The sequence below is a fragment of the Streptomyces candidus genome, assembly GCF_014207445.1.
GTDB classification, from domain to species: domain Bacteria; phylum Actinomycetota; class Actinomycetes; order Streptomycetales; family Streptomycetaceae; genus Streptomyces; species Streptomyces candidus.
The window spans coordinates 17,389-29,938 of the sequence record NZ_JACHEM010000003.1; the positions used below are offsets into that span (position 1 = coordinate 17,389).

A 12,550-nucleotide genomic window follows, 5' to 3' on the forward strand; every position below is an offset into this window, starting at 1 on the left:
TGCGGGCTACCGGGCGGGCTTGGGGTTCGGCGTGCGCATGCACGGCGACGCGGGCGCGGTTCGGCGTGGGGGGCCGGTCGGTTTGGGTCAGCGGCGGCGGACCGCGGTGCCACGGTGGCGGGTGCCCAGGACGTGCAGGTGTTCCAGGGCGTCCGTCAGGACCGTGCGGTTGTACCAGGCGAGCCACTGCCCGGCCTGCGCGCCCAGGTCCGTCATGGCCTTGTGCTGGGCCGCCGTCATCTCCTTGACCGTTCGGTCCAGGTGGGCGGAGACCATGCCCACACAGATTCCGGCGGAGGTGAACAGCGGGGCGCTGTGGGCGGCGCGGCTGCCCGCGTCGAGGATTGCCCGCCGGGAGGGCTCGTCGAAGAGCGCCGCGGACTCGACGTCGCCGACGGTGACCTGGCTGAGAGTGCGGGCGGCCTCCGCGCAGGCGGTGGCGTCGTCGCCGACGTGGGCGAAGAAGTCGACGAAGTCCTCGCTGAGTCCGGTGTGGTGTTCGAGGCGCAGTCCGCCGCGGACCCGGTCGGGGAGCTGGACGTTGCCCATGTCGGTGTCGGTGATGGCGAGCAACTGGCTGAGGACCGAGCGCAGGACGGTGCCGTGGTTGAGCGGCGAGGTCCCGTTGGTCTCGCCGGTGGCGTGGCGGGCGGCCTCGAAGGCGAGGGGCGGGGCCGGGAGTTGGGTGCGGCGCGGGAACCAGAGGGGGTGGTGGCTCGGGTCGGGCCCTGGCGTACGGATGACGGCCTCGACGAGGAGGCGCATGCGGACGTTGTGCTGCTGGGAGGCGCGTTGCAGGAGGGCGAAGGCGGATTCCCCGTCCGCGAGGGCGTAACGCTCCTGGAGGATGCCCTGGGCCTGGGAGATCAGGGGGTGGGTGTGGGCTCGGGCGCGGAGGTGGCGGAGTTCGGCGCGGAGGAGGGCGAGGTCGGAGGGGGTGGGGGAGGGGCTCGCGGAGGTCGCGGGGGCGGGTGCGGGCGCGGGGGAAGGTACGGGGGCGCGGGGGATGGGCGTGGGTGCGGGGGAAGGTGCGAGGGTGCGGGGGGAGGGGGCGGCCGGGGAGGGGACTTTGGCGGATGTGCCGGATTTCAGGTCGGGCTGGTCCGTCATGGCTGTCCCTTCGGGCCGGGGGCGGGGACGTGGTTGCTGGGCGGGTACGACCCTCAAGCTGACCACATGGGGGACGGGGGTGGGGTAACGGGTGGGAGGGGAGGGGCAGGTGCGGGGTTCGGGGCGCGGGGGTGTGGTTGTACGCGGGTGGCGGGGCGTGGGGTGGGGGGCACCGTCCGGTGGGGGGCCGCCCCCTTGCCCGCCCGTTCCGCCCCCGGGGGCGGCCCCGCCGCCCAAGGGGGCTGACGTAGAACGGCCCCGCCGCGCAAGGTGGCGGGCGTCGGGGGTGGGACCGGCGGGGTGTCGGTAAAGGTGGGGGTTGGGGCGGCGTAGCGTTGGCCGTATGACTGCGTATGGATCCTTTCCGGGGGCCCGGCCCCGGCGGCTGCGGAACACTCCTGCGATGCGGCGCATGGTCGCGGAGACCCGCCTGCACCCGGCCGATCTGATCCTCCCCGCGTTCGTCCGGGAGTCGATCAGCGAGCCCGTCGCCATCTCCGCGATGCCAGGCGTGTACCAGCACACCCTCGACTCCCTGCGCAAGGCGGCCGTGGAGGCCGTCGAGGCAGGCGTGTCCGGGATCATGCTGTTCGGTGTGCCGGACGAGGCGAAGAAGGACGCGGCCGGGACCGTCGGTACCGACCCCGACGGGATTCTTCAGGTCGCCCTGCGTGCCGTGCGCGAGGAGGTCGGCGACGACCTCGTGGTCATGTCCGACCTGTGTCTGGACGAGTTCACCGACCACGGGCACTGCGGTGTGCTCGACGCGGACGGCCGCGTCGACAACGACGCGACGCTGGAGCGGTACGCGGAGATGGCCCAGGTGCAGGCCGACGCGGGCGCCCACGTGGTCGGGCCGAGCGGCATGATGGACGGTCAGATCGGCGTTGTCCGCGACGCGTTGGACGGCATCGGGCGTGAGGACGTGTCGATCCTCGCGTACACCGCCAAGTATTCGAGCGCCTTCTACGGGCCGTTCCGGGAGGCCGTCGGCTCGTCGCTGAAGGGCGACCGCAAGACATACCAGCAGGACCCGGCCAACACCCGTGAGTCGATGCGGGAGCTGGCACTGGACCTGGAGGAGGGCGCGGACATGGTGATGGTCAAGCCCGCCGGCCCGTACCTCGACATCCTTGCGAAGGTCGCGGAGAGCGTCGACGTGCCGGTGGCCGCGTACCAGATCAGCGGCGAGTACGCGATGATCGAGGCCGCCGCCGAGAAGGGCTGGATCGAGCGGGACCGGGCGATCATGGAGTCGCTGACCGGGATCAAGCGCGCAGGTGCGCAGATGATCCTCACGTACTGGGCGACGGAGGCGGCGCGGGCGCTGCGCTGAGGTCTGCGGGCGGAGGCGGGCGGGGCTCGCCGCCGCCCGGCCCGGATGCGCAGGGCGGCCGTCTCGTGCCGTCGGGAGGATGCCTTGCGTGCTTGTACGGGGTGGGGCGGGGCGTCAGACCGTGCGGGCGAACGCGGACCAGGCGGTCGGGGTGAGGGTGAGCGTGGGGCCGTCCGGGTTCTTGGAGTCGCGGACGTGGATGGCGGCGGGGTGGGCGGCGATCTCGACGCACGCGCCACCCTCGGAGGCGCTGTGGCTCGACTTGCGCCAGGAGTAGGCGAGTTCGAGGCACTGGCCGCCCTCGTCGCTGCTGTAGCTCGACTTGAACCACTGAAGTGCGGTGCTCATTGGTCTCCTAGCAGTCTGTCCAACAGCCCCTTGGAGTCCTCGGTGTTGAGGGCCTGAGTTCGCAGCATCGCATATTTGCGCGCCAGCCTGGAGGTAGCGTCGAGGCTGGAGACCCACTGGCTACCGAGTTGGCCCTCGATGTAGGCGAGGTGTTGGTGCTCGACGGTTTCGAGGAGGGTAAAGGGGCCGGATAGCCCAGCGTGCCTGGTGCTGGTCAGTGGGAGGATTTGCAGGGCTAGGTCCGGGAGGTCGGCACAAGCACGCAGGTGGCGCAGCTGGGCCTTGTGGTCGGCCGGGGCGCACAGGGTCACATGAAGTGCGGGCTCCCAGATGACGAAGCTGGTGGTCGGTGGGTCCTTGCGGTGGAGGATCTCCTGCCGCTTGAGTCGACCCTCGGTGAGGTTCGCGATCTCGTCCTCGTCGAAGGCTGGGACTCGGTTGCGCATCACCGTCTCGGCGTACACGGCGGTCTGAAGCAGGCCGGGCAAGACATGGCTGTCGTACCAGGACAAGGTGAGGGCCTCGCGCTCGTGCGCCATGTACTCCTCGGCCCAGCGGGGGAACTGGTCGACGTCCGGCATGTTCTCCACGCCCACCCGCAACGCACCGCGTATGTCCAGGAGTTCGTCCAGCAGTTGGGCGAGATCCGCGCGCAGTGCCCTTCTGCCCTGCTCGATCGACGCGATGGTCTCGACGTCCACCTGGACGGCGTCGGCGAGCGTCTGCTGGGTGTGACCGGCCGCCTCGCGGAATCTGGCCAGTTGCTTGCCCAGCATCCTCATGGCGGACGTGTTCTTCCTCTGGCGTTGCCTGGGGCTCATGCTGTTCAAACTCCCCGTACGCGCACCTGCTTGAGCGTGTTCCGACCCGTACAGATTTTTTGTACGGGTGAACCCAGTGCTCCCCACCGGTCACGTTCCGCAACCCTCGTCGCGTGAACGAGACAACTCAACTGACCCTGTATGACAAGCACTTCTTCCGGCGTGAGCGCCGGTCCGTGCCGGAAGCGCGGCGGTTCGTGGGCCGGGTGCTCGCGGAACTCGGGGGCACTGCCCGTTCGGACGACGTACTGCTGTGCGTCAGCGAGCTGGCCACGAACGCGCTGGAGCACGGCGTGCCGCCGGGGCGCGGGTTCCAGCTCAGGGTGTTCGCCGCGCGGGACCTGCTGCGGATCGAGGTGCACGACAGCGGGCCGGGCAGGCCCCGGAAGGCCGGGGGCGGCGGGCCGGCCCTGGAGGAGGGCGGCCGGGGGCTCGTCCTGGTCGCGGCGCTGGCGGACGACTGGGGGGTGGGGGAGCGGGACCCGGGGAAGGTCGTGTGGTGCGAGTTCGCCGGGGAGGAGAGGCGCGCCCCCGTCCCGGGGGTTGCGCAGGGGTCGGGGGCGGTCTCTCCCGAGGGGCCTCGGGCGTTCGGGCTCAGAGGCTGCTGATGTCGTCGAGGTCGGCGTTCCAGAACGAGACCTTGAGCGAGCTGTCGACGTAGACGCCCTTTGCGGGGAGAGCCGCCCGCGCGAAGCCGCCCACGTTCTTGTGCTGGGCGTCGTAGAAGCCGATAGAGAGCGACTTCGCGGTGTAACCGGGGTCCGGGGTGCCCGTCGGGGACGAGAGCTTCACGACGGCGTACCCGCTCGCACCGGGGCGCAGGCTCACCACGGACTGCGGCTGCGTGTCCTTCATGGACGGCGGCACGGACTGGGCGCCCTCGAAGCGGACCACGGGGGCGTAGTAGAGGTTGCAGAGCTTCGAGCCCTTGTTGGTGGCCGTGAGGATCATGGTGTTCAGGGGGCGGCTGACGACCTGGGCGGTCACCGTGATGTTGGAGGCGTCGCAGCGGTCGCGGTGGGCGGGGGCGTCGGGGTCGGTCTTGGCCCCGGGAGTTCCGGCGGTGCCGGTGCTGCCGCTCTTGCCGCCGGTGTTCTTGGTGCCGTCCGAGGTGGAGGAGGTCTGGTGGGCGTTGCCGCCCGCCCGGCCGGGCTCGGCTTCGCCTGCGGGCTTGCCGTCGCTGCCGCCGGTGGACTCGGAGGGAGCGGACGAGGGCGAGGACGTGCGGGCGGCTCCGGCGTCCTTCGCGCCCTCGCCGCTGTCGCAGGCGGTCAGGGAGAGCGCCGCCGTGAGAGCGACTGCGGAGACGGCGAACAGGCGGGTGCGGCGGGCTGTGCGGACGAGGCGTGCGGACATGACGGATTCCGTTTCTGTGGTGGGACTTCTGTGAGCGGGAGTTCGGTGAGGGGGGCTTCGGTACGTGGGACGGCCGGAGCCGGCAGGGGCCGCTCGACCGGTCGGCGGGAGCGGCGTGCTTTGATGCCCAGAGCTTGTACGAAAGGTCGTCCTGGCTGCCAGAGTTGACGGGCAGTCGGGGACGCTGGAACGATTCCACCGGCTGTGACCTGCGGTGATGCGGTGTTCCTGGAACGCCGGGATGGGATGGGGAGCGGTGTCGGACACCGGGGGAACGGCTGAGCTCGCGGAGTTCCTGCGGGAGCTGAAGGGGCGCTCGGGGCTGAGCTACGGCGCCCTCGCCAAGCGTCTGCACATGAGCACGTCGACCCTTCACCGCTACTGCAACGGGGACGCCGTACCCACGGAATTCGCCCCCGTGGAGCGACTGGCGCGGCTGTGCAGAGCCACTCCGGACGAGATGGTGGGTGTCCACAGGCTGTGGATCCTGGCGGACGCGGCGCGAGGGAAGAGGGAGGCGCAGCCTGGGCGGGCGGACGCGGGGACGCAGCCGGTGCGGGCGGGCTCGGAGGGGCACGTCGTGCGGCCGGACGCCGAGGCCGACACCGAGTCCCCTGCCCCTGCCCCGGTCGGTGCCGAACCCGGTGCGGAGTCCGGGCCGCTCGTCTCCCTGCGCGGTGCGGGCGGCGACGCCGAAAGCGGTGGTTCCAGCACCGGCGGACGTTCCGGTGCCTTCGGGCGCAACGGGCGGCGCAACGTCCTCATCGGCGTCGGTACCGTTCTCGCGGTGGTCGCCTCCACCGTGCTCGTCACGCAACTCGTGGGCGGTGCACGGGACGAGGGCGCGGGTGGCCAACCGGTGGGCGCTGCCTCGTCACCCGTACCGGACGCCCCCGGGGGCGGCAGCCCTGCGGGCGCGGAGCCGAAGACGCACCCGTCCGTCTCCCCCTCCCGTACGGCCACCGGCAGCGCCTCGCCCACGACCCTGCCCTCCGCCGACCCTCCCGGCAGGGAGAAGCCACAGGACGCGGAACGCGACACGGATCGGGGCGGCCAGGGCGGCGACGGCACGAGCGCCACCGGCACGCCCTTCGTCACCGCCGTGCGCCCCTACGTGTACGAGACGCCGTGCAGCCAGTACTTCCTCGTCGACAGCAGACCCCAGAAGGTCGCCCCGCCGCCGAGCGAGCAGGACGCGCCCGGCTGGGCCGCGTCCTACCGGGCGGTCCCCGCCGACGAACAGCTCATCGCGCTGACCCTCCAGGGCCGGTCGAAGGAGACCGTCGTCCTGGAGGCCCTGCACGTACGCGTCGTGCGCAGCGAAGCACCGCTGCCGTGGACCCGGTACGCCACCGGGGTCGGCTGCGGCGGCAACGTCGACACCAAGTCGTTCACCGTCGACCTGGACGCGGGCCGCCCGGCCACCGTCCCGCACGCCGGGCAGCGGGACTTCCCGTACAAGGTCAGCGAGACGGACCCCGAGGTGTTCTACGTGAAGGCGAGCGCCCGGGCGCACGCGGTGAGCTGGTACCTGGAGCTCGTGTGGTCCAGCGGCGGGCGGCGCGGCGTCGAGCGCATCGACGCCGGGGGCGGCAAGCCGTTCCGGACGAGCGGGTCCGTCGGGCGGCCGACGTACCACCACCCGCTCGGCTCCTCCGCCTGGGAGAAGCCGCTCGACGACGACTCCTGAGCGCGAGGGCGGCGGCAGTAGTGCGTACGGGGAAGGCCCCGGCGGGGAGCGAAGAGCTCCGCACCGGGGCCTTTCCCGTGGCACCGACCTGTCAGAGCCGCTCGGGCGTCCTGATGCCCAGCAGTGACAGCCCGCGGTGCAGGGTGCGGGCCGTCAGCTCGCACAGGAAGAGACGGTTCTCGACCTGTGCGGGGGTGTCGGCCTTGAGGACCGGGCACTCCGCGTAGAAGGACGTGAAGAGCGAGGACAGCTGGTAGACGTACGCGGCGAGCTTGTGCGGCTCGTACGCGGCGGCCGCCTCGGCGACGGTCTCCCCGAACTGATCCAGGTGCAGGCCCAACGCCCGCTCCTGTGCGGTGAGTTCGAGCTCCGGGTGGGCGACCGGGGTCGCGTCGCCGCGCAGCCGCAGGATCGACCGGATCCTGGCGTACGCGTACTGCGAGTACACCGACGTGTCGCCGTTCAGCGACACCATCTGGTCCAGGTCGAACTTGTAGTCGCGGGCGGCGGACGTCGACAGGTCGGCGTACTTCACCGCGCCGATGCCGATCTGCGCGCCGTTCTCGACGATCTCGTCCTCGGAGAGGCCGACCTTCTCGTTGTTCTTCTCCCGTACGACCGCCGTGGCCCGCTCGATCGCCTCGTCGAGCAGGTCCACCAGCCGGACCGTCTCGCCCTCACGGGTCTTGAACGGCTTGCCGTCCTTGCCGAGGACCGTGCCGAAGCCCAGCTGGTGCGCGGTGACGTCGTCGGTCAGCCAGCCGGCCCGCCGGGCGGTCTCGAAGACCATCCTGAAGTGCAGGGACTGCCGGACGTCCACCACGTACAAGAGGGTGCCGGCCTTCAGGTCGCCGACCCGGTTGCGGATCGCGGAGAGGTCGGTGGCCGCGTAGCCGTAGCCGCCGTTGGACTTCTTCACGATCAGCGGGGTCGGGTTGCCGTCCGGGCCCTTCACGTCGTCGAAGAAGACGCACAGCGCGCCCTCGGAACGGACCGCGACGCCCGAGTCCTCCAGGATCCGGCAGGTCTCTTCGAGCATGTCGTTGTAGCCGGACTCGCCGACCACGTCCGCGTCGGTGATCTCCATGTCGAGCTTGTCGAAGACCGAGTAGAAATAGATCTTCGACTCGTCCACGAACCGCTGCCACAGGGCCCGCGACTCCGGGTCACCGGCCTGGAGCTGCACGACCCGGTCCCGGGCGCGCGCCTTGAACTCCTCGTCGGAGTCGAAGAGGACCCGGGAGGCCTTGTAGACCCGGTTCAGGGCGGACATCGCCTCTTCGCCGTCGACCCGGTCGGCGCCGCCGTGGTCCAGCTCGTTCGGGTGCTCCACCAGGTACTGGATGAGCATGCCGAACTGGGTGCCCCAGTCGCCGATGTGGTGCCTGCGGATCACCTTCTCGCCGGTGAACTCCAGGATCTCCACCATGGCGGCGCCGATCACCGCGGACCGCAGGTGCCCGACGTGCATCTCCTTGGCCACGTTCGGCTGGGCGTAGTCGACGACCGTCGTCCCGGCGTTCTCGGCGTACGGAACTCCCAGGCGCGCGTCGGCGGCCCGCGCGGCCAGCGTCTCGACGATCGCCCGGTCGGAGACCGTGATGTTGAGGAAGCCGGGGCCCGAGACCTCGATGTCCTTCAGCACCGCGTCGTCGGCGGGCAGCTTGCCGACGACCGTGCCGGCCAGCTCCCGCGGGTTCGCCTTCGCCTTCTTGGCGAGGGCCAGGATCCCGTTGGCCTGGAAGTCGGCCCGGTCGCTTCGGCGCAGCAGCGGGTCGGCCGGTGCGGCGTCCGGCAGGGCTGCCGAGAGCGCGTCCGCGAGCCGCTGGTTGACGGTCGAAGCGAGCGAGGGGACCGAGGCCATGGGGTGCCGTTCCTGTTGATGAGTGCGTGGTGTGTGCTCCGAGTATTTCACGCGGGCCCCGGGCAGCCCGCGCACATTATTCGTGAGGCCCCTGTCCCCCCGTCTGGGACAATGGCCCCTGCCAGCTTCACTACATCCGGAGAACCAAGGACGTGCCGACCGTGGCTCAGAGCAGCACCCCCGAGACCGACTGGGTCTCCCGTTTCGCGGACGATGTCATCGCCGAGTCGGAGCGACGTGCGCCTGGCAAACCCGTCGTCGTCGCGTCCGGCCTCTCCCCCTCCGGCCCGATCCACCTCGGCAACCTCCGCGAGGTCATGACACCGCACCTGGTCGCCGACGAGATCCGCCGCCGCGGGCACGAGGTCCGCCACCTCATCTCCTGGGACGACTACGACCGGTACCGCAAGGTCCCGAACGGCGTCCCCGGCATCGACGAGTCCTGGGCCGAGCACATCGGCAAGCCGCTGACGTCCGTGCCCGCCCCGGCCGGTTCCGCGCACCCGAACTGGGCCGAGCACTTCAAGGCCCCGATGATCGAGGCGCTCGCCGAACTGGGCGTGGAGTTCGACGGCATCAGCCAGACCGAGCAGTACACCGCGGGCGCCTACCGCGAGCAGATCCTGCACGCGATGAAGCACCGCGCGGACATCGACGCCGTCCTGGACCGCTACCGCACCAAGAAGGACCCGGCGGCGAAGAAGCCCAAGCAGCAGAAGCCGGTCGACGAGGCCGAGCTGGAGGCCGCCGAGGGCTCCGGCGCCGCGTCCGAGGACGACGGCACGAGCGGCGGCGCCTACTACCCGTACAAGCCCTACTGCGGGCAGTGCGAGCGCGACCTCACGACCGTGACCGGCTACGACGACGAGACGACCGAACTGACGTACACCTGCGTCTGCGGCTTCTCCGAGACCGTCCACCTCAACGAGTTCAACCGCGGCAAGCTCGTCTGGAAGGTCGACTGGCCGATGCGCTGGGCGTACGAGGGCGTGATCTTCGAGCCCAGCGGCGTCGACCACTCCTCGCCCGGCTCGTCCTTCGTCGTCGGCGGACAGATCGTCCGCGAGGTCTTCGACGGCGTCCAGCCCATCGGCCCGATGTACGCCTTCGTGGGCATCAGCGGCATGGCCAAGATGTCCTCCTCGAAGGGCGGCGTGCCGACCGCGGGCGACGCACTGAAGATCATGGAAGCGCCGCTGCTGCGCTGGCTGTACGCGCGCCGCAAGCCGAACCAGTCGTTCAAGATCGCCTTCGACCAGGAGATCCAGCGGCTGTACGACGAGTGGGACAAGCTCTCCACGAAGGTCGCCGACGGGACGGTGCTCCCGGCGGACGCGGCGGCCTACGCGCGCGCGATCGGCACGGCCGCGGGCGAGCTGCCGCGCACGCCGCGCCCGCTGTCGTACCGGACGCTCGCCTCGGTCGCGGACATCACCGCGGGCGCCGAGGACCAGACGCTGCGCATCCTCAGCGAACTGGACCCCACCGACCCGATCGCCTCGCTGGACGAGGTGCGGCCCCGGCTGGACCGCGCGGAGTCGTGGATCACCGCGTACGTGCCCGCCGACCAGCGCACGCTGGTACGGAGCGAACCGGACACGCAGACGCTCGGCGCGCTGGGCGACGCCGACCGCGAGTCGCTGCGGCTGCTGGTCGAGGGCCTCGACTCGCACTGGTCGCTGGAGGGGCTGACGACGCTCGTCTACGGCGTGCCGAAGATCCAGGCGGGGCTGGCGGCCGACGCCAAGCCGACACCGGAGCTGAAGGTCGCCCAGCGCACCTTCTTCGCGCTGCTCTACCAGCTCCTCGTCGGCCGCGACACCGGCCCCCGCCTGCCCACGCTGCTGCTCGCGGTGGGCGCGGAGCGGGTGCGCAAGCTGCTCGGGGCGTAGGCAGCCTGCCCCCGCGGGGGGAGGGGCCCTGCGCAGGGCCCCTGCGCGGGACGGAGGGCGGTCACCCCGGTGGCGGGGTGGGCGCCCTCCGTCGTGGGTCGGGGGCTCCCCTGGGTGGGGGGACCGGTCGGGCGGTTCCCCGCGCCCCCGACCGGGTCCCGGCTGCATCCTTCGGGGGACCGTCGGTTCCACCCTCCGCAGGACGCCTCCCGCACCACGCCGCGCGATCGTGGACCCATGAAGAGTGAAATCGTCGCCGTCATCGGCTGGGTCATCGGCATCCAGGGCGTGCTGGGCTTCTCCGGCCGCACCTGGGGCGACAGGGACTGGGGACTGCTCCACCTCTGGTTCAGCCCGCCCACCGCCGTCTACATCGCCATGGCGCTCGTCGGCGCCGCCCTCGCCCTCTGGGGCGAGACGGCCAGGAAGCGTGCCAGGACGCGGGGCTGAAGGGCGGTCAGGGGGTGTACTCGTCGGACTCCAGGCGGTGCCGCTCCTCGTAACGCTTGGTGTACAACTCCAGCTCGTCGAGGGGCAGTTGCTTGCCGTAGGCCTCCTCCAGATACGCGCCGAACTGCAACGGGGTGGGGAACGCCCCGTTCATGCCCGCACACCGGCGGAACGCCTCGTAGTACGTGTCGTCGTCCAGGACGAAGTCCGCCTCGGCCGACGCGAAGTCCGGCCCGAACTCGGGGTCGTAGTCCGGGTTGTAGCCCCCCAGCGGGCGGCTGCGGTGGGGCCCGTCGGGGACCATCACCGGGGGGCGGTCCTGGGCGGCGCGCTCGGGCCGGCCCTGGGGGCCTTGCTCGTACACGCCTTGCTCGTACACGGCCTGCTCGGCGTGACCCGCCTGCTCGTCGTACGTCCTCTGCTCGCCGTGTTCCGGCTGCGCGTGCCCCACCGGGCCGGCCGCGAACCACGGGCTGGGATGAGCGGGCACCTGTTCGGCGGCGTTCTCGGGTCCCTCCGGGGCCTGGACCTGCGGCTCCTTGACCAGGTTCGCCCGGGGCGGCTGGGGCTGTGGGGCCTGCGGAGCTTCGGGTCCCTGTGGGACTCCGGGTGCTTGCGGGACTCCGGTGGGGTGTGTGGCTCCGGGAGCCTGCGGGGCTCCGGAAGCGTGCGGTGCTTCGGGCGCCTGCTGGGCTCCCGGGGCCTTCGGGACCTGCTGGGCTCCCGGGGCCTTCGGGACCTGCGGGACCTGCGGGGCCTGCGGGGCTTCGGAGGCGCCGGTCCGGGCGGTGGGGCTCGGCTGCTGCGCGGGCTCCTCCTCCCGTACCTGCGGCGAGGACGGGAGAGCCGGTGCGGACACCGGTTCGGCGGCACCGGTCGGTGCGGCGGGCAGCAGGGCGGGTTCGATGCCCGCCGCCGCCAGGCCCAGTGCCGCCGTCTCCGACAGCGGTACGCCGATCTTCGCCAGCCGCAGCGGCATCAGCGCCTCCACCGGCGCCTTGCGCTTCCAGGAGCGGCCGTACCTGGCCTGGAGGCGGGCCCGGTAGATCAGCCGGTCCTGCTCCAGCTTGATGACCTGTTCGTAGGAGCGCAGCTCCCACAGCTTCATGCGCCGCCACAGCTTGAACGTCGGCAGCGGGGAGAGCAGCCAGCGGGTGAGGCGGACGCCCTCCATGTGCTTGTCGGCGGTGATGTCCGCGATCCGGCCGACCGCGTGCCGGGCCGCCTCGACGGAGACCACGAACAGGATCGGGATGACGGCGTGCATGCCGACGCCCAGCGGATCCGGCCAGGACGCCGCGCCGTTGAAGGCGATCGTCGCCGCCGTCAGCAGCCACGCCGTCTGCCGCAGCAGGGGGAAGGGGATCCGCATCCAGGTCAGCAGGAGGTCCAGTGCCAGCAGGACGCAGATGCCCGCGTCGATACCGACCGGGAAGACGTAACTGAAGTTGCCGAAGCCCTTTTCGAGCGCCAGCTCACGCACCGCCGCGTACGAACCCGCGAAACCGATGCCCGCGATGATCACCGCACCGGCGACCACCACGCCGATCAGTATTCGGTGCGTGCGTGTCAACTGCATCGCGGCCACCCGCGATCCCCTCCCGTACGTCCGACGCCGATCCGATCCCGGACCGGCGGCCACAGCGTGGCACACGCCGACGGGGGTCCCGCCCTCCGGGTGAG

General features: G+C 71.4%; 11 protein-coding genes. 5 read left to right on the forward strand and 6 right to left on the reverse strand.

All coding sequences use genetic code 11. The annotated features are described in order from the left end of the window. Positions 1–87 precede the first annotated feature (87 nt). Complete coding sequence (locus HNQ79_RS05980) at positions 88–1,110, reverse strand: ANTAR domain-containing protein (protein ID WP_185027760.1); 1,023 nt, start codon at positions 1,108–1,110, stop codon at positions 88–90. Between the two features lie 343 nt (positions 1,111–1,453). On the opposite strand from HNQ79_RS05980, the gene hemB reads away from it, so the two are divergent. Continuing rightward, positions 1,454–2,446, forward strand: coding sequence for a porphobilinogen synthase (gene hemB, locus HNQ79_RS05985; RefSeq protein WP_185027762.1), 993 nt, complete (start codon positions 1,454–1,456; stop codon positions 2,444–2,446). A gap of 114 nt (positions 2,447–2,560) precedes the next feature. Here hemB and HNQ79_RS05990 read toward each other — a convergent pair whose 3' ends face one another. Then, positions 2,561–2,794 carry a DUF397 domain-containing protein gene (locus HNQ79_RS05990; protein ID WP_185027764.1) on the reverse strand — a complete coding sequence of 78 codons (234 nt, stop codon included), beginning with the start codon at positions 2,792–2,794 and terminating at the stop codon, positions 2,561–2,563. Then, positions 2,791–3,615, reverse strand: coding sequence for a helix-turn-helix domain-containing protein (locus tag HNQ79_RS05995; protein WP_185027766.1), 825 nt, complete (start codon positions 3,613–3,615; stop codon positions 2,791–2,793). The genes HNQ79_RS05990 and HNQ79_RS05995 overlap by 4 nt, the downstream gene beginning before the upstream one ends. Before the next feature lie 113 nt (positions 3,616–3,728). On the opposite strand from HNQ79_RS05995, the gene HNQ79_RS06000 reads away from it, so the two are divergent. Next, complete coding sequence (locus tag HNQ79_RS06000) at positions 3,729–4,223, forward strand: ATP-binding protein (RefSeq protein WP_185027769.1); 495 nt, start codon at positions 3,729–3,731, stop codon at positions 4,221–4,223. On the opposite strand, the gene HNQ79_RS06005 is transcribed toward HNQ79_RS06000, so the two are convergent. Further along, complete coding sequence (locus HNQ79_RS06005) at positions 4,210–4,971, reverse strand: DUF4232 domain-containing protein (RefSeq protein WP_185027771.1); 762 nt, start codon at positions 4,969–4,971, stop codon at positions 4,210–4,212. The two genes, HNQ79_RS06000 and HNQ79_RS06005, sit on opposite strands and share 14 nt — an antisense overlap. Before the next feature lie 241 nt (positions 4,972–5,212). On the opposite strand from HNQ79_RS06005, the gene HNQ79_RS06010 reads away from it, so the two are divergent. Further along, positions 5,213–6,661, forward strand: a complete 1,449-nt coding sequence (locus tag HNQ79_RS06010; RefSeq protein ID WP_185027774.1) for a transcriptional regulator — start codon at positions 5,213–5,215, stop codon at positions 6,659–6,661. 91 nt (positions 6,662–6,752) lie between these two features. Here the strand turns inward: HNQ79_RS06010 and argS are convergent, their stop codons facing one another. After that, complete coding sequence (gene argS / locus HNQ79_RS06015) at positions 6,753–8,525, reverse strand: arginine--tRNA ligase (protein WP_185027776.1); 1,773 nt, start codon at positions 8,523–8,525, stop codon at positions 6,753–6,755. A gap of 152 nt (positions 8,526–8,677) precedes the next feature. Here argS and lysS point away from each other — a divergent pair, with 152 nt between their 5' ends. Both lysS and HNQ79_RS06025 read left to right on the forward strand, forming a co-directional pair. After that, the gene (gene lysS / locus HNQ79_RS06020; protein WP_185027778.1) at positions 8,678–10,417 is read left to right on the forward strand and encodes a lysine--tRNA ligase; all 1,740 of its coding nucleotides are present in this window, start codon (positions 8,678–8,680) and stop codon (positions 10,415–10,417) included. Between the two features lie 237 nt (positions 10,418–10,654). Beyond that, on the forward strand, positions 10,655–10,867 hold the full coding sequence (locus HNQ79_RS06025) for a hypothetical protein (RefSeq protein WP_185027780.1): 213 nt from the start codon (positions 10,655–10,657) through the stop codon (positions 10,865–10,867). A gap of 7 nt (positions 10,868–10,874) precedes the next feature. On the opposite strand, the gene HNQ79_RS06030 is transcribed toward HNQ79_RS06025, so the two are convergent. Then, positions 10,875–12,455, reverse strand: coding sequence for a DUF2637 domain-containing protein (locus HNQ79_RS06030; RefSeq protein WP_185027782.1), 1,581 nt, complete (start codon positions 12,453–12,455; stop codon positions 10,875–10,877). Positions 12,456–12,550: the final 95 nt, after the last annotated feature.